This window comes from Methylobacterium sp. E-046 (assembly GCF_022829625.1).
GTDB lineage: Bacteria > Pseudomonadota > Alphaproteobacteria > Rhizobiales > Beijerinckiaceae > Methylobacterium > Methylobacterium longum.
This window is the reverse complement of the sequence record NZ_JAKSYP010000238.1, coordinates 45,771-68,211: the sequence shown is the minus strand read 5'-3', so window position 1 is coordinate 68,211 and position 22,441 is coordinate 45,771. Positions and strand designations below refer to the sequence as shown.

Here is a 22,441-nt window from a genome sequence, read left to right as displayed (position 1 = left end):
CGGAGATTGGAATTCCCCACCCTCCGGAGCCCCGACCCCGCCGGGGGCGGGAGACCCGCGGCCGTTTCCGGCGCGCCGTCCCCTGCGGCGGGCATCGGATCGCGACGCGCACATCCGCCAGTCCGCTCAGGTCCGCAGGTTCCCGATCGGGACGCTGAGCCGCATCAGCAGGCCGCCGGGCGCCCAGTCGCGCTCCAGCGCGCCGTCGAGCTGGCCGGCGACGCTGCGCTCGGCCAGGACCGTCCCGAAGCCCTTCCGCGAAGGCGCACCGGTGACGGGCGGTCCGCCGGTCTCCCGCCATGTCAGCGTGTAGCGGTCCGCGTCCCGGCGACCGCTCAGGGAGACGCCGCCCTCCTTGGTGGACAGGCCACCGTACTTCATCGCGTTGGTGGCCTGCTCGTGCATGATCAGCGCCAGCGCCGTCGCGGTGCGCTCGCCGATCTCGGCGTCGTCCCCGGCGATGGCGACGCGGGAGCGGCCGCCTTCCTCATAGGCTGCCATGATCAGGCGCATGAGCCCGAGCACGGTCTGGCCCGCCACCGCCGGTGCACTGTCGGGCGAGTGCGGGCGGACGTATTCGTGCGCCTGGGCCAGCGCCCCGAGCCGGTCGCGGAAGGCAGCCGCGAACGGCTTGGCGGCCGGATCGCTGCGCGCGGTGAGCGCGGCGAGGCCACCGACCACCGCGAAGATGTTCTTGATCCGGTGGGACAGCTCGCGGATCAGCAGGTCGCGGGCCTCCTCGGCGCGCTTCGCCTCGCGCAGGTCCCGGGTGACGGTGGCGTAGCCGATCTCGGCCCCGGTGGCATCGCGGACCGGGAAGATGTTGTAGAGGACCGCCACCGGCTCGGCCGTGCCGAACGGGCGCAGGGCCAGCTCGCCCTCCCAGTACCCGTCCCGGCGCACCGCCGGCATCGCGGTGTCGGCCAGCACCCGGCGGCTCTCGTCGGTGAAGAGATCCGGCATCCGGTAGCGGCGCCCGGCTGGGAGGTCGGGCAGGCCGACCAGCGCCAGGGCCGCCTCGTTGAGGTGGGTGATCGCGCCGTCCAGCGTGAACAGGCCGATGAAGTCCTTGGAAGCCTCGACGATGGCGGCGAGCTTGCGCGCCTCGGCCTCGGCCCGCTTCAGGTCGTCGATGTCGGTACAGGTCCCGAACCAGCGCTCGATCCGCCCGCCGGCGTCGCGGATCGGCATGGCGCGGCCGAGCGTCCAGCGATAGGCACCGCCGTGGTGGCGCAGGCGGTACTCGATCTCGTACGGCTCGCCCGTGGCCAGCGAATGGCGCCAGCGTGTCCAGGCCCGCTCCTGATCGTCGGGATGGAACACGTCGTTCCAGCCCGCGCCGTCGGTGGAGCCGTAGGGCACGCCGGTGAACTCGTACCAGCGGTCATTGTAGTAATCGTGGAACCCGTCCGGCTGCGTGGTCCAGACCATCTGGGGCATCGCCGCGGTCATGACGCGGAAGCGGCGCTCGCTGGCGGCGAGCTCCGCCTCGCGGGCCGCGACCTGGGCAAGGGTCCGGCGCTGGTCCAGCAGGTTCGAGATCTGGCGCGCCAGCGCCGTGAGCGTGGCTCTCTGCTCGGAGTCGAGGCCGTCCGGCCGCGGGGACCGGTCGAGCACGCAGAGGGCACCCAGGGGGATGCCCTGCGCGCCGCGGATCACCGCGCCGGCGTAGAACCGGAAGGCCGGCGTCCCGGTGACCAGCGGGTTCTCGATGGTCCGCGGATCGGCGGTCAGGTCGGGGATAATCAGCAGATCGCCCGCCTCGATCGTATGCGCGCAGACGGAGCAGTCGATCGGCAGTTCCCGCTTGCCGAGACCCACCTCCGACTTGAACCATTGCCGCTGGGCATCCACCAGGCTGACGAGGGCCACGGGCGCGCGGCAGACATGGGCGGCGACCCGGACGAGATCGTCGTAGAGCGGCTCCGGCTCCGTATCGAGGATCGCGAGATCATGCAGTTCGGCGATCCGGTCCGCAGTGCTCCAGGGCCCTGCGGTCGGTTCGGAGGCCGCGAGCGCGTGAGGTGCCGGCACTGTCATGATCCGGCTGTCACATAGGTTCCTTGCGTCCTCCTGCCTAGGTCCCGGTCGACCGCCGCGCTTCCCCACGCGGGGCGGCCGACCGAGATCCCGCGCCTAGGCGGCGCGGGCTTGGCCGAGGGTCGGGTAGTCGAGGTAGCCCTCCGGTCCCTGGCTGTACCAGGTGGCGGCGTCGTCCTTGTTGAGCGGCGCGCCCTTGGCGATCCGCTCGACGAGGTCCGGATTGGCGATGAAGGTCCGCCCGAACGCGATGGCGTCGGCCTCGCCGGCATCCAGCACCTTCTGGCCGCTGATCCCGTCGTAATCGGCGTTCAGGATGATCGGGTTGCGGAACACGCGCCGCATCGCCGGGGCGATCGGCGGATGGTCGGCCTTGCCGAAGGTGCCCTCCGGACCCGGCTCGCGCATCTCCAGGAACGCGATACCGAGATCGGCGAGCGCCTGGGCGGCGGCCACGAACAGCGGCTCGGGGTTCGAGTCGTTGCAGCCCTGGATCGCGCCGTTCGGCGACAGGCGCACGCCGGTGCGCTCGGGGCCGGCGACCTTCGCCACCACCTCGGACACCTCGCGCAGCAGCCGTACGCGATTCTCGATGGCGCCGCCGTACTGGTCGGTGCGGTGGTTGGTGCCGTCGCGCAGGAACTCGTCGATCAGGTAGCCGTTCGCCGCGTGGATCTGCACCCCGTCGAAGCCGGCCGCCAGGGCGTTGGCGGTGGCGCGCTCGTAATCGGCGAGCAGCCGCGGAATCTCGGCGACCTCCAGGGGGCGGGCCTCACCGTAGGGCTTCTTGCCGGCATAGGTGTGGGCGTGGTCGGGGGCCGTGGTGGCTGAAGCCGAGACCGGCTTGGCGCCGCCGAGGAAGTCCGGATGGACCATCCGGCCCATGTGCCAGATCTGGCAGACGATCTTGCCGCCCTTGTCGTGGACCGCCTTCACGATCGGCCGCCACGCGTCGACCTGGGCGTCCGACCAGATGCCCGGCGCGAAGGGCCAGCCGAGCCCCTCCTGGCTGATGCCGGTGGCCTCGGTGAGGATCAGGCCGGCGCCGGCGCGCTGGGCGTAATACTCGGCCATGATCGGGGTCGGCACGTGCTCGCGGGTGCCGCGGCCGCGAGTGAGCGGAGCCATGAAGATCCGGTTCTTCGCCTCGATGGCGCCGATGCGGATCGGGTCGAGCAGGGATGGCATGGGTGACCTCGTGCAGGTGCGGCAGCGCCGCGTCCGGTTTTATTCCGGCGCCGAGGTGGCGCTGCGGCGCGGCGATGCCAAGGTGCGCCGCGCCCCGGGCGACAGCGGCGTGCGAGGGCGCACATGCCGAAAGGCGAAGGGCCAAGCTCGGTCCGAACCTGGCCCTTCCTGCATTTCCCGCCTGCTGCGGCCTTCAGCTGTGTGCCAAGACCGCCAGCAGCAGGAGGGCGATGATGTTGGTGATCTTGATCGCCGGGTTCACCGCCGGGCCGGCGGTGTCCTTGTAGGGGTCGCCGACCGTGTCGCCGGTCACCGCCGCCTTGTGGGCGTCCGAGCCCTTGCCGCCGTGGTGCCCGTCCTCGATGTACTTCTTGGCGTTGTCCCAGGCGCCGCCGCCCGAGGTCATCGAGATCGCCACGTAGAGGCCGGTGAGGATCACGCCCAGCAGGCTCGCGCCCACCGTGGCGAAGGCCTGGCTCTTGCCGGCGATGAGCTGGATCACGAAGAACAGCACGATCGGCGACAGCACCGGCAGCAGCGACGGCACGATCATCTCCTTGATCGCCGCGCGGGTCAGCATGTCGACCGCCCGGCCGTAATCCGGCCGGTCCGTGCCCTGCATGATCCCGGGCTTCTCCCGGAACTGGCGGCGAACCTCCTCCACCACCGCGCCCGCCGCGCGCCCCACCGCCGTCATGGCGATGCCGGCGAACAGGAACGGGATCAGGCCGCCGAGCAGCAGGCCCACGACCACGTACGGGTTCGACAGGGAGAAATCGACGCTGACGCCCTGGAAGAAGCGGTACTGCGTCGGGCTCGCGTTGGCGATGAAGTAGTTCAGGTCCGACGTGTAGGCGGCGAACAGCACCAGCGCGCCGAGGCCCGCCGAGCCGATCGCGTAACCCTTGGTCACCGCCTTGGTGGTGTTGCCGACCGCGTCGAGGGCGTCGGTCGACTTGCGCACCTCGGCGGGCAGGCCCGCCATCTCGGCGATGCCGCCGGCATTGTCGGTGACCGGCCCGAAGGCGTCGAGCGCCACGATGAAGCCGGCCAGGGCCAGCATGGCGGTCACCGCGATGGCGATGCCGAACAGGCCGGCCAGCGCGTAGGTGCTGATGATGCCGGCCACGATCACGATGGCCGGCAGGGCGGTCGATTCGAGGGAGATCGCCAGCCCCTGGATGACGTTGGTGCCGTGGCCGGTGACGGAGGCGTCGGCGATCGACTTCACCGGGCGGAAGTTGGTGCCGGTGTAGTACTCGGTGATCACCACGATCAGCGCCGTGATGGCGAGACCGATCACCGCGCAGCCGAACAGGCCCGCCGAGGTGAAGGTGACGCCCGTCGAGGTGGTGAAGGACGTCGCGAAGCCGCCCAGCAGCGCCATGTTGACGGCCGCGATGGCGGCGACCGAGAGCACGCCCGCCACGATCAGGCCCTTGTAGAGCGCGCCCATGATCGACTGGTTCGCCCCGAGCCGCACCGCGAAGGTGCCGGCGATCGACGTGACGATGCAGGCCGCGCCGATGGCCAGCGGGTAGAGCATCATCGGTTCCAGCACGTCGCGGCCGCTGCCGGTCGGGCCGGAGAAGAAGATCGCCGCCAGCACCATGGTGGCCACGATCGTGACCGCGTAGGTCTCGAACAGGTCGGCCGCCATGCCGGCGCAGTCGCCGACGTTGTCGCCGACGTTGTCGGCGATGGTGGCGGGATTGCGCGGATCGTCCTCGGGAATGCCGGCCTCGACCTTGCCGACGAGGTCGCCGCCGACATCCGCCCCCTTGGTGAAGATGCCGCCGCCCAGCCGCGCGAAGATCGAGATCAGCGACGCGCCGAAGCCCAGCGCCACCAGGGCGTCGATCACCTCGCGGCTCGACGGGTCGAGATGGGCGCCGCGGGTGAGGTACAGGTAGTAGAGGGCGACACCGAGCAGCGCGAGGCCGGCGACCAGCATGCCGGTCACCGCGCCGGACTTGAAGGCCATGTCGAGGCCCCCGCCCAGCGAGGTCGAGGCGGCCTGCGCGGTGCGCACGTTGGCCCGGACCGAGACGTTCATGCCGATGAAGCCCGCCGCGCCCGACAGCACCGCGCCGATCAGGAAGCCGATGGCGACCTTGATCCCGAGGAACACGGCGAGCAGCACGAACAGAACCACGCCGACGACGCCGATGGTCGCGTATTGCCGCCGGAGATAGGCCTGCGCGCCCTCCGCGATGGCGGCGGCGATCTCCTGCATCCGCTGGGTTCCGGCGTCGCGCCGCATCAAGTCGAGGATCGTGACGATGCCGTAGGCGACGGCGCAGAGCCCGCCCACGATGATCAGAATCAAGGGAATCATTCGACCGTCCTTGTTATTATCGTGCCTGGCGTGGGCTTGTACTTTCCGAGCTTGACCGTCGGAGGACAGCCATGGGACGTGGTGCCCGGATCCGGGGCTTTCCTTCCCAGAACAATACCTTGATTGCCAAACTTCGCCGGGGAGCGCAAACGCCGAGTTTCGATGTGTTTGCGACGCAGCACACGAATGCTGCATTGCGCAATAGAAGAACCGGCAAAATAAATGCATTATCTTGCGGATTGGCAGGATGGGGCGCTGGATCGTGATGATGTCCCCGCGACCGGCTCCGGCGGGCCGGCTTTCCAAGGCCGCTCGCATCGGGGCGGCCGTCATGCGGCTTCACCGGCGTGCTGCCCGTGAGGGCGGCGCGAGACTCTGGAGCCGACCCCGCTCGATCCAAAGGTGGTGAGGTCCAACCCGGACCGTGGGCGCCGAAAGGTGTGAAGCCTGCCGCGAGAAGACTTCCTGGGAACGGATGACGACGGCCGCTCACACCGTCGCTCCGCCCATGTCGGAACACACTCCGTCTCTTTGACGGCACGGACGTTGAGGCGGCAATCGCTCAGCCTCATGCAGCCGGCGGCCGTTCGCTCGCTGTCGCAGGGCGCGCCGGTTTCGACCGCTCCTCCACGTTACAAATTCTTGAGATCGGATTGGATCCGCGCAGGCGGGCCGCAGCGCGATCGTCGCGCGGTGCCGAGCCGTGACGATCTTCGAAGCGCCGGAAGACGGTAACCTCTAATTACGACCGCGTTGCCAAGCTTCGACCTCGCCGCAGTTTTGCCGCGGTGCGGCGCATCTGATAGGCCGTCGCGCCGACACCGGATCGCAGCCGCATCATGCCCGCCCGCCTTCGCACCCGCCTCGCGCTCGCCACCGCTCTCGGCGCCGCGCTCCTCGGCCACCCCGCCGCCGCGCAGGACGCCTCCGAACTGGTGGTGCGTCTCGGTCGCATCGAGAACCAGTCCCGGATCATGGCCGGGCAGATCGAGACCCTCCAGTACGAGAACCGCCAGCTCAAGGAGCAGCTGCGCAAGTTCCAGGAGGACGTCGAGTTCCGGCTGAACGAGGGCAAGGGCGGGGGCAAGTCCGCGCCGTCGGCCGCGCCGTCCTCAGCCCCGTCGGGCAACGTCAACGGCGTCAATCCGGGCTCCGGGCGTCCGGGCAAGCGCGGCGACGCCTTCGACCCGTCGCAGGCGCCCGGCGCCCCCGGTGCGCCGATGCAGCTCGGCAGCACCCAGCCCTCCGCATCCCTGCCGCCCCGGGAGGCCGCCGAAGCCGCGCCCCGGCCGCAGCGCCTGCCCCAAGGCGCGATCAACGGCACTGCCAACGGCGCGATGGACGATGAGGACGCGGATGCCGGCGCCCCCGGCTACGACGAGCCGGTGGACCTGCGCCCGCCGGTGCGGACCGGTGCGATCCCGGCGGCGCGCCCCGCCGAGAGCGTCGCCGCCACACGGAGCGGCGATCCGGCACTGGATTACGACGCGGCGGTGGAGCTGTTCCGCGCCAAGCAGTACGAGCAGGCCGAGATGGGCTTGCGCCAGTTCATCCAGTCGCATCCCCGCGACAACCGGGTCGCCGGCGCGACCTACTGGCTGGGCGAGAGCTACCTCGCCCGTGGCCGCAACCGCGAGGCGGCCGAGCAGTTCTTGAAGGTCTCCACCGATTACGCCCGCTCGGCCCAGGCCCCCGACGCCATGCTGAAGCTCGGCGTCACGCTCAACGCCCTCGGCGCCCGCGAGCAGGCCTGCGCGACGCTGGCCGAGCTGGACCGGAAGTTCCCGAATGCCGGGACCGGCGTCCGCCAGGGCGTCGTGCGCGAGCAGAAGCGCGCCCGCTGCGCCGCTTGAGCGGATCGGGCGACCCGGTCCTCGGCGCCCTCGGCCCCTGGCTCGACCGATCCGCCCGCGACGGGCAGCGCGTTCTCCTGGCCGTCTCGGGCGGCCCCGATTCGAGCGCCCTGATGCACGCGGCGGCGCTCGCGGCATGTCCCGGCGCGTCCCTGCGTGTCGCCACCGTGGATCACGGCCTGCGCTCCGGCTCCCGCGCCGAGGCCGAAGGAGTCGGGCGCACGGCCGCGCGCCTCGGCCTGCCGCACGCGGTTCTCTCCTGGGCCGGAGAGAAGCCCGGCGGCGGCCTGCAGGACGCCGCCCGCACGGCCCGCTACGCGCTGCTGGCCGCGCACGCCGAAGCGATCGGCGCCGGCCTCGTGCTCACCGGACACACACGGGACGATCAGGCCGAGACCGTTCTGATGCGTCTCTCGGCCGGGAGCGGCACCGCGGGGCTCGCCGGCATGCGCGCCGAGCGGGTTCTCGCCCCCGGGATCAGGCTGGGGCGACCGTTCCTGCAACTGCCGAAGGCGAACCTGGTGGAATGGTGTGCGGCCCGCGGCATCGCCACGTTGCGCGACCCCAGCAACGCCGACCCGCGCTTCGCCCGCGGGCGCCTGCGCGCGGCGTGGCCGATCCTGGAGCGAGAGGGCCTGACCGCCGCGCGGCTCGCCCGGCTCGCCGAGCGCGCGGCCCGCGACGAGGCCGCCCTCACGCGCGCCGCCGAGGAGGCCCTGGCCGCGGTCCTGCTCCCGGCGGTGGGAAGAGGCGCGGTGGTGCGCCTCGATGGCGCCGGCCTCACGACGCTGCCCGAGGCCGTGGCCCTGCGCTGCGTCGCCCTCGCCCTGTCGCGGGCCGGCGCCGCGCCGCGCCGGCTCGAACGTCTTGAGGCGCTGGTGCTCGAATCACTGCTTCCGGCGCTGCGGCGGCGGGCGGCGATCCGGCGCACGCTGGCCGGCCTCCTGATCGCGTCCGACGCCTCAGCCACCGTGAGTTTCGCCCCCGCGCCCCCGCGGCGGCATCCGGCAGGTGTAGCCCTCGCCGCAGGGGATCCCCGATTACTTGGCAAGGAAGGGCCCCCCGCTTACATTGGCGATGTGTGCACAGACGGACCGGCCGAACCGTTCGACGCGTCCATCAGGAGGTCGCACACGCCAGGGATTGATCGATGAACCCGAATTTTCGCAACTTTGCCTTGTGGGTCGTCATCTTCCTGCTGGTGCTGGCCCTCGTCACCCTGTTCCAGAACCCCGGGCACCGGGGCGGCGGAAGCGAGATCGCCTACAGCCAGGTTCTGAACGACGCCGATGCCGGCAAGATCCAGTCGGTGGTGATCTCCGGTCAGGACGTGTCCGGCACCTATGTCGGCGGCGGCAACTTCACGAGCTACGCGCCCAATGATCCGAGCTTGGTCTCCAAGCTCCAGGGCAAGGGCGTGCAGATCACCGCCCGTCCGCCGTCGGACAACACCCCCTGGTTCATCCAGCTGCTCGTGAGCTGGTTGCCGATCCTCGTCTTCATCGGCGCCTGGATCTTCCTCAGCCGCCAGATGCAGTCGGGCGCCGGTCGCGCCATGGGCTTCGGCAAGTCGAAGGCGAAGCTCCTGAACGAGGCCCACGGCCGCGTCAGCTTCGACGACGTTGCCGGCGTCGAGGAGGCCAAGGAAGATCTCCAGGAGATCGTCGAGTTCCTCCGCGACCCCCAGAAGTTCCAGCGGCTCGGCGGCCGGATCCCGCGCGGCGTGCTGCTCGTCGGCCCGCCCGGCACCGGTAAGACCCTGATCGCCCGGGCGGTCGCGGGCGAGGCCAACGTGCCGTTCTTCACCATCTCGGGCTCCGACTTCGTCGAGATGTTCGTGGGCGTCGGCGCCAGCCGCGTGCGCGACATGTTCGAGCAGGCCAAGAAGAACGCGCCCTGCATCATCTTCATCGACGAGATCGACGCGGTCGGCCGCCATCGCGGCGCCGGCCTCGGTGGTGGCAACGACGAGCGTGAGCAGACCCTGAACCAGCTCCTCGTGGAGATGGACGGGTTCGAGGCCAACGAGGGCGTCATCATCATCGCGGCGACCAACCGCCCCGACGTGCTCGACCCGGCGCTGCTGCGCCCGGGCCGGTTCGACCGTCAGATCATGGTGCCGAACCCGGACGTCACCGGCCGCGAGCGCATCCTGCGGGTCCATGTCCGCAAGGTTCCGCTGGCTCCCGATGTCGACCTCAAGGTGATCGCCCGCGGCACCCCCGGCTTCTCGGGCGCCGACCTGATGAACCTCGTCAACGAGTCGGCCCTGCTGGCGGCCCGCCGCGGCAAGCGCATCGTGACGATGCACGAGTTCGAGGACGCCAAGGACAAGGTCATGATGGGCGCCGAGCGGCGCACCCTGGTGATGACCGAGGACGAGAAGCGGCTCACCGCCTATCACGAGGGCGGCCACGCCATCGTGGCCTTCAACGTCCCGGCCACAGACCCGGTGCACAAGGCGACCATCATCCCGCGCGGCCGGGCGCTCGGCATGGTCATGCAGCTGCCCGAGCGCGACAAGCTTTCCATGAGCTTCGAGCAGATGACCTCGCGGCTGGCGATCATGATGGGCGGCCGCATCGCCGAGGAGATGACCTTCGGCCGGGACAAAGTGACCTCGGGTGCCCAGTCGGACATCGAGCAGGCGACCCGGCTGGCCAAGATGATGGTGACCCGCTGGGGCTTCTCGCCCGAACTCGGCACCGTCGCGTACGGCGACAACAACGACGAGGTCTTCCTCGGCATGTCGATGGGCCGGCAGCAATCGGTCTCGGAGTCGACCGCTCAGAAGATCGACGCCGAGGTCCGCCGCCTCGTGGAGACCGGCCTGGAGGAGGCGCGCCGCATCCTCGCCGAGCACAAGGACGACCTGGAGGCCCTCGCGCAGGGGCTCCTCGAATACGAGACCCTCTCGGGCGAGGAGATCCGCAACCTGCTCCGCGGCCAGCCCCCGATCCGCGACGGTGGCGACGTGCCGCCAACCCCGGCCCGGGGCTCCTCGGTTCCCTCGGCGGGCCGCGGCCGGCCGAAGGAGAGCGACGGCGGGCTGGAGCCGCAGCCGCAGGCCTGACGCACGGGACAGGACGATGATCGGAAGGGGCGCCGCGAGGCGCCCTTTTTCGTGGTCGATCCCTCGGGTGGGCTTCGACGATGTTTGCTGGGCTGGACGCGGCCTTTCCTCCCCCTCCCCGGGAATGGACGTCGCGTCTCCGGTGACAAACCGGGTCTCCTGTCGGCAATCGATGCTGTCCGCTGAGCCGGTCGACTCCGCGTCATCCGGCGAATCGGAAACACAGACTCCTCCTCCACGCAGCGCAGCCTAAAACCCCGATGCCGGTCTCGACCTATCTCGTCGTCGCCCTCGGCGCAGTGGCGGCCGGCTTCGTGCAGGGGCTGTCGGGCTTCGCCTTCGGGCTCACGGCCCTGTCGTTCTGGGCCTGGGTGATCGATCCGCAGCTCGCCGCGGTGCTGGCCGTCTCCGGGGCCTTCACGGGCCAGATCATCGCCGTCCTCTCGGTCCGGCGCGGCTTCGAGCCCAAGCGCCTCGCGCCCTTCGTGCTCGGCGGTCTCGCGGGCATTCCCCTCGGGATCCTCCTGCTGCCCCGGCTCGACGCCGATTGGTTCAAGGCGCTCCTCGGCGCCCTGCTGGTGGTCTGGTGTCCGGTCATGCTGGTGGCGAAAAACCTGCCGCGGATCACGGCCGGCGGTCGGCTGGCGGACGCGGCCGTGGGCCTCGGCGGTGGCCTGATGGGCGGGCTCGGCGGCTTCACCGGGGTGCTGCCGACGCTCTGGTGCACCCTGCGCCGCTACGAGCGCGACGTGCAGCGGTCGGTGATCCAGAACTTCAACCTCGCGATGCTCGGCGTGACGATGGCGACCTATCTCGCCTCGGGCCTCGTCACCCGCGCCACGCTGCCGATGCTGGCCGTGGTGCTGCCGGCGATGCTGATCCCGACGCTGCTGGGCACGCGGATCTATCTGGGCATCAGCGAGGCGGCGTTCCGCCGCCTGGTGCTCGGCCTCCTGACCGTCTCGGGCCTCGCGCTGATCTCGGCCTCGGTGCCGCGGCTTCTGGCGCGCGCCTCTGCCGGGCGCCCCATTTCGACCGCCTTTGTCGCGGAGCACCCCGATTCACCCTGGCGGCCGATGAGCCTCCGTCGGGTTCGGTAATCTGCTAGGCTGTGTCGGGTCCGCGGCCCGGCATCGGAGACGTCATGGCGCGCAAGTATTTCGGAACCGACGGCATCCGGGGCCGGGCCAACGGGGTGATCACGCCCGAACTCGCCCTCAAGGTCGGTCAGGCCGCCGGCCTCGTGTTCCAGCGCGGCGACCATCGCCACCGGGTGGTGATCGGCAAGGACACGCGCCTGTCCGGCTACATGATCGAGACCGCGCTGGTGGCGGGCTTCACCTCGGTGGGCATGGACGTGCTGCTGCTGGGGCCCGTGCCGACGCCCGCCGTGGCGATGCTGACCCGCTCGATGCGGGCCGATCTCGGCGTGATGATCTCGGCCTCGCACAACCCGTTCGAGGACAACGGCATCAAGCTGTTCGGGCCCGACGGCTTCAAGCTCAACGACACGATCGAGCACCAGATCGAGGCGCTGATCGACGCCGACATGCACAAGCGCCTCTCCGGTTCGAACGATCTCGGCCGGGCCAAGCGCATCGAGAGCGTGCATGCCCGCTACATCGAGTTCGCCAAGCGCACCCTGCCCCGGCAGGTCACCCTGGAGGGCCTGCGGGTCGTGGTCGACTGCGCCAACGGCGCCGCCTACAAGGTCGCCCCCGAGACCCTGTGGGAACTCGGCGCCGACGTGATCGCCATCGGCACCGAGCCGGACGGGTTCAACATCAACCGCGACGTCGGCTCCACCGCCCCGGCCGCCCTGGTCGACATGGTCCGCGAGCGCCGGGCCGATATCGGCATCGCGCTGGACGGCGACGCCGACCGGGTGCTGATCGTCGACGAGAAGGGCCACGTGGTCGACGGCGACCAGCTCATGGCCGTCGTCGCCCGGTCCTGGAAGGAGGACGAGCGCCTCACCCAGCCGGGCGTGGTGGCTACCATCATGTCGAACCTCGGCCTGGAGCGCTACCTCGGCAGCCTGGGCCTGACGCTCGCCCGCACCGCGGTGGGCGACCGCTACGTCCTCGAACATATGCGCGAGCACGGCTACAACCTGGGCGGCGAGCAGTCCGGCCACATCATCATGTCGGACTACACCACCACGGGCGACGGCCTCGTGGCGGCGCTCCAGCTCCTGAGCGTGGTGCAGCGCCAGAGCCGACCGGTGAGCGAGGTCTGCCACTGCTTCGACCCGCTGCCGCAGATCCTCAAGAACGTGCGCTACAGAGCCGGCGAGCCGCTCCGTCAGGACAGCGTCGTCAGCGCGATCGAGCACGCCCGCCAGCGTCTGGGCGATGGCGGCCGCCTGGTGATCCGCCCGTCCGGCACCGAGCCGGTGATCCGCGTGATGGCCGAGGGCGACGACCGCGGCCTCGTCACCGCGGTGGTCGACGAGGTGGTCGACGCCGTGACCCGGGCCGCGGCCTGAGGAGGAGCCGCCACAGGGCCGGCGGTGCGGGACCGGCGAGCGTCGGCGGAACCTGATCCGGACGGATGCCGCGCGTATCCCCGGGCCACGTCCCAGGGCGCGTCCGGCGCCGCGTCCCGCTGGTGCGGGATGCGGTCGGGCAAAAGATGGCGCCGGCAGGTCTGCGCAGGCCCCGGATCCCGACCGGCCGCGCCGCAACCGCTGCCCGTAGCCCTCTGGCGGGTTCGCGGCGGGCAGGCTCAGGCCATGTCGACGTAGGCCGCGCGCAGCTCCGGCGGCGCCGTCATCCCCCAAGCCGCCAGCAGCGCATCCCGCAGCGTCTCCTCCGCGCACAGGTCGAGGTCCAGATTGGTCCAGCCGCGCCGGCCCCAGGCCCCGTCGAGGGGCGTGAACAGGTCCGGCTCGGCCGCGCACAGGGCCGCCTGATCGTCGGGCGCGAGGCGCAGCACCACCCGCGCCTCTTCGACCCACAGGGTCGCCAGCACACGGCCGCCGACGCGGAAATCCGGGTTGCCGCTGTGGGCCCCCGCCACCGTCCCGGGCAGCATCAGCGCCAGGATGCGCACGTCCTCGGGGAGCACGGGACGCTCAGGCCCGGCGCCCGGACCGGAGGCGCGGGCGAGGCCCGGCAGCCGGCCCGGGGGAGAACAGAGTACTCACGCCCGCATCCTCGTCGCGAGAGTTGACGCACGGGAAGGTGGCAGCACGTTCCCACGAAAATAAACAAATACTTGCTGATCCGCAGTTTCGATGGGCATGCGGAAAACGCGCAAGCATAAGATTTAACGTTAAGCCAGATTTAAGACCTTCCATACATCCTTCACCATGTACCCCCGAGCCCACGCTGCGTGTCCGGCTCACGAGTTCAGAAGGAAATCTCATGGCCCGCTCCAAGCTGAACGCTTTGGTGCGTAGCCTGACGCTCGCGGCGAGCGTCGGCGCGCCCTGCCTCGCCGTCGCTGCGGATCTGCTGCCGCCGCCCCCGCCCCCGCCCCCGCCGATCGAGGTGGGCGGCGGCTGGTACCTGCGCGGCGACGTGGGCGCGAGCGTCTACACCCGTCCGAAGTACAGCGAGGCCTACGATTACACCGGCTATTCCGACGCCAACCGCTCCTTCGGGAACGTGATCGGCGGCGGCGGGTTCGCGGGCGTCGGCGTCGGCTACCAGTTCACCCCGTTCCTGCGCGGCGACATCACCGGCGAGTACCGCTACTCCACCGGGCTTCGCGGCAGCGAGTACTATCGCGGCCCCGACTTCGACGACGGTCTCGGCTCGTACGGGGTCAACAAGTCGAGCGGCCACTTCGACTCCGCGGTGGTGCTGGCCAACGCCTACTTCGATCTCGGCACGTGGTACGGCATCACGCCGTTCATCGGCGGCGGCGTTGGCTACGCCTTCAACCATGTCTCGTCGTACTCGACGAACCAGCAGTTCACCAGCCCGTCCTACGCCTACGATTACGGCCATCCGGTCTACGGCTGCGAGTGCGGACCGCCCTCCTACAACTACGCGCCCGTCTACGACGCCAACGGCAACGCGGTCTACAACACCAACAGCGGCACCAAGTTCTACAAGGACAAGACGAGCGGCAGCTTCGCCTGGGCACTCCATGCCGGTCTCGCCTACAACGTGACCGACGCGTTCAAGATCGAGCTGGCCTACCGCTACCTGAACCTCGGCAAGGCCGAGACCGGCACGGGCTACGTGCCGTGCTGCACCGGCACCCTGCAGGCGATGAAGGTGAAGGACATCGAGGCCCACGACGTCAAGATCGGCCTGCGCTACTACCTCGGCGGCGTGATCGCGGCCCCGCTGCCGCCGCTGATGCCGGAGCCGATCCCCGGCCCGCTGGTGCGCAAGTACTGATCGAACACCCCGCCCGGCTTCACCGCCAGGGCCTGACGGCGCGGAGTCTCTCCGCGCCGTTTCGCGTTTTGCCACCCGGTCTCGGGGGCGGCTCGGCCCGTCGGACAACACCCGTCTTCCTTCCGGTCTACGCGAACGGAAGCCCGAATGATCTCGCTGGAAAGAAGAAACCACGCCCTAGCAACGGACGATTAAGGTTACTGGTCTATCCCGGTACTGAGGCTTGATCCGCCGTCCGCTCCGTACTGCCAGGACGATCCCGATGCGTACCGTCACCCTTCCGTTCCTGGCAGTTCTCGGCCTCTTCGGCGTGAACACGGCCCGGTCCGCCGATCTGGACTACGATTACCTGCGCGGCGCCGATTACGACCCGATCCCGGCGCCGGTGATCGACTGGAGCGGCGTGTATGTCGGCGGCCATGGCGGCTACACCTCAGCGGCCCTGGGCAGCAAGGGCGCGCTGCAGCCGCTGATCTACCGGGATTCGCACAACACGACGGGCGAGTCCGACTTCAGCGCCTCGACCCTGCTCAGCCCGCCATCGCGGCGCGTCGGCGACATGAGCTTCGGCGCCTTCGCGGGCTACAATGTCCAGTTCGACGATTTCGTTTTCGGCATCGAGGCCGACTACACCCATTTCGGCCGGATGGGCGTGTCGAACGACGGACTCGCGCGCAGCCAGATCTCGGCCGCGGGCATGTACGAAGTCGTGAACCTGTACGGATCCACGGCCACGCGGGTCAACGACTACGGCAGCGTGCGTGCGCGGGTCGGCTACGCCCTGGGCAATTTCCTGCCTTACGTGACCGGCGGCGTGGCGATCGGACGGGCACGCATCGCCGATGCGACGAGCTACCAGAATTACGGGTTCAACCTGACCGCCTACAACGCGAACCTGTCCGGCACGCCGACCTACGTCAACAATTTCGGCTACGCGAGCTTCAACCCGGGCGCGCCCTACAGCGGAACGGCCTTCACCGCGCTCCAGACGCAGTCGAAGACCAAGGTCGTCGCCGGCGTGGCGGGAGGGGCCGGCATCGAATACGCGATCACGCCCAACATCCTGCTCCGCGCCGAGTACCAGTACGTCCTGTTCAACGATTTCGACGGCCACAAGGTCAACCTGAACACCGTCCGCGCCGGCGCCGCCGTCAAGTTCTGAGACCGGGCCCGCGGTCGACGATCGCGGGTCGCGTCCCTTCGTTGAAGCGCACCGCCTCGGGCCGGGCCGGCGACGCCCCGGACGGCGGCTGCGTCCGTGCCGCGCGTCGGCGGAGCCTGACCATGCAAATCCACCGCTTCCTCCGGCTTGCCGCACCTCTCCTGCTCGCCGGGCTCGTCCTGGCGCCGGAGCCATCCGCGGCCCGGCACCGGCCGCGCATCGTCCGGCACCGGATCCACGTGCGCCCCGTTCCGGCCGTCCCGCCGCCGGTGCTCATCCGGGACTACCTGCCGCGCAACCACAACGTCCCGATGTACAACGAGCCGCCACGGCGGGGCCCGGCGTGGTGAGGGCGCGTCCTCAGCTCTCCAGCTCGCTGTCCCAGTACAGGTAGTCGAGCCAGGTGTGGTGGTACTGGCGGTGGTCGAACTCGGGCTGCCGGTGGTGCAGCTCGTAGCGCGTCGGCCGCCGGGGCGCGTTCATCAGCGGCATGTCGGCCTCGTCGGGGGTGCGGTTGGCCTTGCGCAGGTTGCAGGGCGAGCAGGCCGCCACGACGTTCTCCCAGCTCGACAGCCCGCCCCGGGAGCGCGGCACCACGTGGTCGAAGGTCAGGCCGCCCGAGGGCAGGCGCAGGCCGCAATACTGGCAGCTGAAGCCGTCGCGCAGGTAGATGTTGTAGCGGGTGAAGGCTGGGCTGCGGGCCAGCGCCACGTAGTTCTTCAGCGCCACCACGCTCGGCACCCGGAGCGAGCGGGACGGGGAGCGCGCCTCGACGTCGTAGCTCGCCACCAGGGTCACGCGGTCGAGGAACAGGGCCGTGAACGCGTCCTTCCAAGACCAGAGGGAGAGCGGATTGTACGAGAGCGGCCGGTAATCCGCGTTGAGGACGAGGGTTTGGAGATCCATCATCGGCGCGACTCTTCGGACTGACTCTGACGCGGATAACGCGCGGGACCACGCCCGCGCGTCACCGGCCCGCCCGGACCGGCCGAGGGCCGGGGCAGGACGGAGAGGTGCGCGGAGCGCTGGCTTGGCGGGAGAGACGACGGGAGCAACAGGGCGGCGGGCCGGCGCGCGGGGGCGCCGGTCGGGGCAGTCGTATCCGGAACGCGGCCGGGCCGGGCCGGCACTGTGACCGGCCGTGCCCTTTCGCGTAATGACGAAAAGGCCCTGTCCATCAGGTGTTCATCTAATCCTAGCGTGACACCCTTGTGAAGCTATTCCCGCCGGGCTCCAGGGACGCACCCACAGGCCGGCCGCCGATCCCGAATCCGCGGAAGCGTCGGCAGGAGCACTGTTTCGCCCCAAAGCTCGCCCAGAGCACCCGGCCGCCAGGAGGCCCGCCCCGGTCCCCTATCGCCGCCGATTCGCCGATGCCGGCCTGCGACCGCGCGTCCGGCGCACCCGACGAGAGGTTGCCCATGACCCGTCCGCCAGCGCGGATCTGCCCGCGCCCGTCGCTGATCCTGCCGGTTCTCGCGGCCCTCGTGCTCGGAGCCCCGGCGGCCGCGCCCGTGCCGGCCCTTGCCCAGGCACAGCCTCAGGCGCAAACCCAGTCTCCGGCCCAGTCTCACGACCAGTCTGACGTCCAGGCGCCCACCGGGAGGCCCGCGGACACGAAGCCGGCTGACGCCAAGTCTGTCGACGCCAAGTCTGTCGAGGCCAAGTCTGCCGAGGCCAAGTCTGCCGAGGCCAAGCCCGCAGAGGCCAAGCCCGCGAACGCCAAGCCCGCCCCGGCGCAAGCCGAGGTCCCCGAGCAGTTCAAGGCGGTCCGGGCCAAGCTCGAGGCCGCCAAGGCCGAGCTCGACGCCCGCGAGAAGCAGCTGGGGCATACGGACCTGACGGTGGCCGACCTCACGGCCATCCGCGACAGCGCCGTCACGGAGACCGACGAGATCCGCAGCCTGGTCACCCGGCTCGACGCGCCCCTGGAGGCCGCGCGCGAGCGGCTCACCCAGCTCGGTCCGAAGCCGAAGGACACGCAGGAGAGCGCCGACGTCGCCGAGCAACGCGTGGAGCGCGAGGCCGCCGTCACCCGCATCGACGAGACCCAGCGCCTCGCCCGCTCCCTGGTGGTCCAGGGCGACCAGATCGTCGACCGGGTCTCGAACCGGCGCCGCGAATCCTTCACCCGCGACCTGTTCCAGCGTTCCCAGCCCCTGGTCGGCCCGGGCCTCTGGACCAAGGTTATGGGCGACGTGCCCCGGGATACGCGCGCCCTGCAGAGCGCCGTGTCGGATATCGGCCTGCTGTTCTCCCGCAACGGCAGCATCGGCAACCTGCTGATCCTGGGCCTCGCCTTCGGGATCTCGATCGCGCTGTATTTCGGCCGCCGCAACATCGCCCCCCGGGGCGCCCGCCGGGACGCCGCCAAGACCGATCCGTCGCGGCGGGCCATGATGCTCGCCGCCTGGCGGGTGATCCTGCTCGGCACCGTCCCGGCGGTGGCCGGGTCCTACGCGGTCTACTACGCGCTGGACGCCACCAACCTCCTGCCGTCCCGGCTCCTGCCCGTGGCCGCCGCGATCCTCGGCGGACTCGCCTTCATCGCCTTCGTGGAGGCCCTGTGCGACGGGCTGCTCAGCACCGAGAAGCCCGCTTGGCGTCCCGCGCCCGTGAGCGACGCGGCGGCCACGCGCCTGACCCGGCTCGCGGTCGGCATCGCCACGGTGATCACCGTGGTGAAGTCCGTGGAGGCCCTGAATTCCGGGATCTCGGCGGCCCTGCCGATCTCCATCGCCACGCGGGGCCTCGGCGCGGTGGCGACCGCCCTGATCCTGGCGGTTGGCCTCCACCGGTTCGCCGACACCGAGCAGGAAGAGGAGGCCTGCTTCGGCCCCTACGTGCCGACCAAGACCACCACGGGCGTCGGCGGGCCGGCGCGGCTGCTCGGCTGGGCCGCGGTGGCGCTGATCGGGCTCGGCGCGCTGGTGGGTTACGTGGCCTTCGCGGCCTTCCTGATCGACCAGCTGATCTGGGACGCCAGCGTCCTCGTGCTGCTCTACCTGCTGGTCCAGAGCGTCGACATCTTCGTCGGCCGCGCGCTCAGCGACGAGACCCGGCTCGCCACGACGCTCCAGGCCAATACCGGCCTGCGCAAGCGCTCGCTCAACCAGATCTCGGTGCTCGCGACCGGCGCGACCCGGCTCGTCCTGTTCCTCGCGGCCGCGGTCCTCGTGCTGGCGCCCTGGGGCCTCGACTCCACCGACATCGTCTCGTCGGTCCGGCAGGCCTTCTTCGGCTTCAAGGTCGGCGACGTCACGATCTCGCTCTCGAGCATCGCGCTGGGTATCGGCATCCTGGTGCTCGGGGTGTTCATCACCCGCGGGGTGCAGCGCTGGCTGGAGAACACCTACCTGCCGGCCACCGACCTCGACGCGGGCCTGCGCAACTCCATCACCACGGTGGCGGGCTATTGCGGCTTCCTGATCGCGCTGGCGCTGGCCTTCTCGTATCTCGGCCTGAGCCTGGAGAAGCTCACCATCGTGGCCGGCGCCCTGTCGGTGGGTATCGGTTTCGGTCTGCAATCGATCGTCAACAACTTCGTCTCCGGCCTGCTGCTCCTGTGGGAGCGGCCGATCCGGGTCGGCGACCAGGTGGTGATCGGCGATTCCGAGGGCATCGTGAAGCGGATCTCGGTCCGCTCCACCGAGATCCAGACCTTCGACCGCTCGGCCGTGATCGTGCCGAACTCGAACCTGATCTCCGGGGTGGTGAAGAACCGGGTGCGGGGCGACCGAACCGGGCGCGTCAGCATCACGGTCAGCGTCCTGCGCAACCAAGACCCGGTGCGCGCCGCCGAGATGATCACGGCCTGCGCGCAGAATCATTCCGACATCCTGAAGGAGCCCCCGCCCCGGGTCGTGTTCAAGAAGATCGGCGACCCGTTCCTGGAATTCGAGCTGCTCGTCTGGATCGTCGACGTGAGCCTCGGCCAGAAGGTGGTGACCGACCTGAACTTCTCCGTGTTCGCGACCCTCTCGGGGGCGGGGTTCATCCCGCCCCTCGGGCCCGGCTCCAGCATCGTCACCGTGCAGGGCCTCGACACGATGCAGAGTGCCATGGGCGAGATCGCCAGCCGCTTCATCCAGCCGGCCCCGGCTCCCGAGGGCGGCGAATCAGCCCGGCCCCAGCGCGACCGCGGCCTCCGCAGCGCCGGCGCCTGACCGGCCGCCGCCGAGAACGATCCGGACGGTGTTCCCGCCCGCATCCTTGGCGGCGTAGAGCGCCGCGTCCGCCCGGCCGAACAGCCGGGCGCGGCCGCCCGGGGTGGTCCCCACGGCGATCCCCACGGAGGCGCCGATCCGCAGCCCGTCGCCGCGATACGGGATCGGCCGGCTCAGGGCGGCGACGATGCGGCGGCCGCGCTCCACCAGCGCGGGCGGGTCGACCGGCGCCCGCAGGAGCACGGCGAACTCGTCGCCGCCGATGCGGGCGACGAGCGCCGCGTCCCGGCAGACGGCGGCCAGCCGCGCGGCCGAGCGCCGGAGGCACAGGTCGCCGGCCGCGTGGCCGTGGCGGTCGTTGACCGGCTTGAACCCGTCGAGGTCGATCAGCAGCAGGGCGCCGAAGAGATCCGGGCCGGAGCCGGGCGCCCTCGCGTCGAATCGCGCCTCGAACTGTGCCTCGAAGCCGCGGCGGTTCGCCAGACCGGTGAGCGGGTCCCGCTCGGCGCGCCGGCTCAGCTCGGCCAGCCGGGCGATCTCCTCGGTGATGTCCTGCTTGGTTCCGAAGAGGCGGGTGGGGCGCCCGTCCGCGGTTTCGACCGCGGCGCGGATCCGGATCCAGCGCGGCCGGCCTCCGGCATGGATTTCGGCGTCGAGCACGAAGGCGCCGCTCCGGGCGATCGCCCGGTGCCGGATCGTCTCCAGCAGGCGCCGCGAGGCCGGCTCGTAGAGTTCCAGGACCCGGGGTCGGTGCAGCGTCGTGCCCCGCGGGATGCCGAACAGGTCGTGTACGCCCCCGGACCAGTCGAGGGCGCCCGCGCGCAGGCAGCAGGACCACAGGCCCATGCCGGCGGCCGCCAGGGCGCGCTCCTGCTGCACCAGGAGGCCGGCCTGCTGGTGGAGGACCACCCGCTGCAGGGCGTGATCCGCGACGGCTTCGGGAGCCGCCTCGACGGCGGCCGACAGGTCGGCAAGGCCGCCGACCGGTCGGTCGCGGGGCGTTTCCACCGGGGTCAGGGCGCACTCGGTCGTCATCAGCGTACAGATTTAGACGGAAGGCCTTTGAGGAAGCCCTAACGGACCGATGCGCGGCCGCCCGGCAGCGCCTATATGCCGACGGGGCGGCAGGGCCGTCGCAGGGATGGGTAAGTCGTGACGAGACGCGATCGGGACGGTCGACATGCGGGGCGCGGGCCCGGCCGGATCAGGGTCCGGACGCTCGTCCCGGCCGCGCTGATGGCGGCGGCGGGGCTCGGCGGCTGCGCCGCCCAGGCGCCCAGCAGCGCCGCGTTGCCGAGCATCTACCTGCCGCTGGCCAGCAACACCGCCCACATCGACGTGGAGGCGGCCCGCGACATGATCTCGTCCTATCGCCGCAACCGCGGCGCGCCGCCGCTGACGGTCGATCCCGAGCTGCAGCGGCTGGCCGAGACCGAGGCCGCCGCCATGGCGCTGGCCGACCGGCCGAGCCGGGCCCAGACCGTCAAGGGCGCGGTGGAGCGGCTCGGCTACGCGGACGTGAACGCCAACCTGTCGGCGGGCTACCACACCCTGGCCGAGGCGTTCTCAGGCTGGCGCGAGAGCGCGCCGCACGACGCCACCATGCTGGCGCCGCGGGCGACCAAGATGGGCATCGCCACCGCCTACGCGCCGGGCTCCAAGTACAAGGTTTACTGGGCGCTCCTCACCGCCAGGTAGCGCCGCCTCCTACGGCAGCCCCTTCGCGCCGGTCGCGGGGCAGGTAGGCGACGCGCATTTCGCCGATCGAGTCGGACTCCTCGGGTCGCGGATCGTCAGGATGCCGTCGATGATGCGCGGGCGGGCGACGTCCGCCGCCTCCAGCTTCACCTGCAGCTTGTCGGCGATCGGCAGGCGCACGAGGTTGGCGATGAGCGCCCCGTAGAGCGGGGCCAGGCGCGCGGTCGCCATGGCGGGGCCGGGCTTCGCGGGATCGGACCTGTCGGCGGACATCGTCACCGTGCCGAGGATCGTGCCGATCCTGCCCCAGGCCGGGGCGCGGTCGCCGCCGACCAGCCCGACACCGGCCGCGGGACCCATAGGACGATGACCCGGCGGGTTTTCCCGGACACGGCGGGACCGCGCGCGCGACCGTGACGCGCGGCCGGCGCGCCACCCTAGGGCGTTTCGCTGAACGAACCGTAAAGGCGATTGTTTCGAACCTGTATCGCTCCGTCATCGCGCGTTCAGGCGGGAACTGGCATAGCCCTTCCCCATGAAGGGTTTGACCCGGCGCCGAAGCCGGTCG

16 protein-coding genes and 1 pseudogene are annotated in these 22,441 nt (G+C 70.7%); 10 read left to right on the top strand and 7 right to left on the bottom strand.

Features of this window, described 5'->3' with window-relative positions; translation table 11 throughout:
- Window positions 1-126: 126 nt before the first annotated feature.
- The 3 genes from MKK82_RS25130 to MKK82_RS25120 all read right to left on the bottom strand — a co-directional run bounded on the left by MKK82_RS25130 (window position 127) and on the right by MKK82_RS25120 (window position 5,566).
- Complete coding sequence (locus tag MKK82_RS25130) at window positions 127-2,040, bottom strand: PAS domain S-box protein (RefSeq protein WP_243987220.1); 1,914 nt, start codon at window positions 2,038-2,040, stop codon at window positions 127-129.
- 96 nt (window positions 2,041-2,136) lie between these two features.
- Window positions 2,137-3,228 carry an alkene reductase gene (locus tag MKK82_RS25125; RefSeq protein ID WP_238287025.1) on the bottom strand — a complete coding sequence of 364 codons (1,092 nt, stop codon included), beginning with the start codon at window positions 3,226-3,228 and terminating at the stop codon, window positions 2,137-2,139.
- Between the two features lie 193 nt (window positions 3,229-3,421).
- A complete protein-coding gene (locus tag MKK82_RS25120; protein ID WP_238287027.1) occupies window positions 3,422-5,566 on the bottom strand; it encodes a sodium-translocating pyrophosphatase in 2,145 nt (714 codons plus the stop codon).
- A gap of 839 nt (window positions 5,567-6,405) precedes the next feature.
- Here MKK82_RS25120 and ybgF point away from each other — a divergent pair.
- The 5 genes from ybgF (at window position 6,406) to glmM (ending at window position 12,980) form a co-directional block, all read left to right on the top strand.
- Window positions 6,406-7,419 (top strand): tol-pal system protein YbgF, encoded by a 1,014-nt coding sequence (gene ybgF / locus MKK82_RS25115; protein WP_238287029.1) that lies wholly within the window; start codon window positions 6,406-6,408, stop codon window positions 7,417-7,419.
- Window positions 7,416-8,573, top strand: coding sequence for a tRNA lysidine(34) synthetase TilS (tilS, locus tag MKK82_RS25110; protein ID WP_243987218.1), 1,158 nt, complete (start codon window positions 7,416-7,418; stop codon window positions 8,571-8,573). The genes ybgF and tilS overlap by 4 nt, the downstream gene beginning before the upstream one ends.
- Window positions 8,570-10,492 carry an ATP-dependent zinc metalloprotease FtsH gene (gene ftsH / locus MKK82_RS25105; RefSeq protein ID WP_238287031.1) on the top strand — a complete coding sequence of 641 codons (1,923 nt, stop codon included), beginning with the start codon at window positions 8,570-8,572 and terminating at the stop codon, window positions 10,490-10,492. Before tilS ends, ftsH begins: the two co-directional genes overlap by 4 nt.
- A 260-nt stretch (window positions 10,493-10,752) precedes the next feature.
- Window positions 10,753-11,592, top strand: coding sequence for a sulfite exporter TauE/SafE family protein (locus MKK82_RS25100; protein ID WP_238287032.1), 840 nt, complete (start codon window positions 10,753-10,755; stop codon window positions 11,590-11,592).
- Window positions 11,593-11,636: 44 nt separating this feature from the next.
- Window positions 11,637-12,980 (top strand): phosphoglucosamine mutase, encoded by a 1,344-nt coding sequence (gene glmM / locus MKK82_RS25095; RefSeq protein ID WP_238287033.1) that lies wholly within the window; start codon window positions 11,637-11,639, stop codon window positions 12,978-12,980.
- Between the two features lie 239 nt (window positions 12,981-13,219).
- Here glmM and MKK82_RS25090 read toward each other — a convergent pair whose 3' ends face one another.
- Window positions 13,220-13,561: an MmcQ/YjbR family DNA-binding protein gene (locus MKK82_RS25090; protein ID WP_243987217.1), complete on the bottom strand. Its 342-nt coding sequence runs from the start codon at window positions 13,559-13,561 to the stop codon at window positions 13,220-13,222.
- A gap of 299 nt (window positions 13,562-13,860) precedes the next feature.
- Here MKK82_RS25090 and MKK82_RS25085 point away from each other — a divergent pair, with 299 nt between their 5' ends.
- From MKK82_RS25085 to MKK82_RS25075, 3 genes are all read left to right on the top strand, one after another.
- A complete protein-coding gene (locus MKK82_RS25085; RefSeq protein ID WP_238287035.1) occupies window positions 13,861-14,847 on the top strand; it encodes an outer membrane protein in 987 nt (328 codons plus the stop codon).
- A gap of 262 nt (window positions 14,848-15,109) precedes the next feature.
- Window positions 15,110-16,009 (top strand): outer membrane protein, encoded by a 900-nt coding sequence (locus MKK82_RS25080; protein ID WP_238287036.1) that lies wholly within the window; start codon window positions 15,110-15,112, stop codon window positions 16,007-16,009.
- 122 nt (window positions 16,010-16,131) lie between these two features.
- Window positions 16,132-16,359, top strand: a complete 228-nt coding sequence (locus tag MKK82_RS25075; protein ID WP_238287037.1) for a hypothetical protein — start codon at window positions 16,132-16,134, stop codon at window positions 16,357-16,359.
- Between the two features lie 10 nt (window positions 16,360-16,369).
- On the opposite strand, the gene MKK82_RS25070 is transcribed toward MKK82_RS25075, so the two are convergent.
- Window positions 16,370-16,918: an HNH endonuclease gene (locus MKK82_RS25070; RefSeq protein WP_160536565.1), complete on the bottom strand. Its 549-nt coding sequence runs from the start codon at window positions 16,916-16,918 to the stop codon at window positions 16,370-16,372.
- A gap of 512 nt (window positions 16,919-17,430) precedes the next feature.
- On the opposite strand from MKK82_RS25070, the gene MKK82_RS25065 reads away from it, so the two are divergent.
- Window positions 17,431-20,175, top strand: coding sequence for a DUF3772 domain-containing protein (locus MKK82_RS25065; protein WP_243987216.1), 2,745 nt, complete (start codon window positions 17,431-17,433; stop codon window positions 20,173-20,175).
- Here MKK82_RS25065 and MKK82_RS25060 read toward each other — a convergent pair.
- Entirely contained in the window at window positions 20,128-21,210 is a 1,083-nt protein-coding gene (locus MKK82_RS25060; RefSeq protein ID WP_243987215.1) for a sensor domain-containing diguanylate cyclase, read from the bottom strand. The two genes, MKK82_RS25065 and MKK82_RS25060, sit on opposite strands and share 48 nt — an antisense overlap.
- Window positions 21,211-21,411: 201 nt before the next feature.
- Between MKK82_RS25060 and MKK82_RS25055 the strand changes: the two genes are divergently transcribed.
- The gene (locus tag MKK82_RS25055; RefSeq protein ID WP_238287152.1) at window positions 21,412-21,873 is read left to right on the top strand and encodes a CAP domain-containing protein; all 462 of its coding nucleotides are present in this window, start codon (window positions 21,412-21,414) and stop codon (window positions 21,871-21,873) included.
- On the opposite strand, the pseudogene MKK82_RS25050 reads toward MKK82_RS25055, so the two are convergent.
- Window positions 21,860-22,200 (bottom strand): annotated as a pseudogene (locus MKK82_RS25050) (MotA/TolQ/ExbB proton channel family protein); the annotation flags it as partial. The gene MKK82_RS25055 and the pseudogene MKK82_RS25050 sit on opposite strands and share 14 nt — an antisense overlap.
- Window positions 22,201-22,441 lie beyond the last annotated feature (241 nt).

Coding starts and splice junctions, on each gene's coding strand:
- glmM (WP_238287033.1), top strand. CDS start 11,637: ATGGCGCGCAAGTATTTCGGAACCGACGGCATCCGGGGCCGGGCCAAC.
- MKK82_RS25130 (WP_243987220.1), bottom strand. CDS start 2,040: ATGACAGTGCCGGCACCTCACGCGCTCGCGGCCTCCGAACCGACCGCA.
- MKK82_RS25075 (WP_238287037.1), top strand. CDS start 16,132: ATGCAAATCCACCGCTTCCTCCGGCTTGCCGCACCTCTCCTGCTCGCC.
- MKK82_RS25065 (WP_243987216.1), top strand. CDS start 17,431: ATGACCCGTCCGCCAGCGCGGATCTGCCCGCGCCCGTCGCTGATCCTG.
- ybgF (WP_238287029.1), top strand. CDS start 6,406: ATGCCCGCCCGCCTTCGCACCCGCCTCGCGCTCGCCACCGCTCTCGGC.
- MKK82_RS25070 (WP_160536565.1), bottom strand. CDS start 16,918: ATGATGGATCTCCAAACCCTCGTCCTCAACGCGGATTACCGGCCGCTC.
- ftsH (WP_238287031.1), top strand. CDS start 8,570: ATGAACCCGAATTTTCGCAACTTTGCCTTGTGGGTCGTCATCTTCCTG.
- MKK82_RS25080 (WP_238287036.1), top strand. CDS start 15,110: ATGCGTACCGTCACCCTTCCGTTCCTGGCAGTTCTCGGCCTCTTCGGC.
- MKK82_RS25085 (WP_238287035.1), top strand. CDS start 13,861: ATGGCCCGCTCCAAGCTGAACGCTTTGGTGCGTAGCCTGACGCTCGCG.
- MKK82_RS25120 (WP_238287027.1), bottom strand. CDS start 5,566: ATGATTCCCTTGATTCTGATCATCGTGGGCGGGCTCTGCGCCGTCGCC.
- MKK82_RS25055 (WP_238287152.1), top strand. CDS start 21,412: ATGGCGGCGGCGGGGCTCGGCGGCTGCGCCGCCCAGGCGCCCAGCAGC.
- MKK82_RS25100 (WP_238287032.1), top strand. CDS start 10,753: ATGCCGGTCTCGACCTATCTCGTCGTCGCCCTCGGCGCAGTGGCGGCC.
- MKK82_RS25125 (WP_238287025.1), bottom strand. CDS start 3,228: ATGCCATCCCTGCTCGACCCGATCCGCATCGGCGCCATCGAGGCGAAG.
- MKK82_RS25060 (WP_243987215.1), bottom strand. CDS start 21,210: ATGACGACCGAGTGCGCCCTGACCCCGGTGGAAACGCCCCGCGACCGA.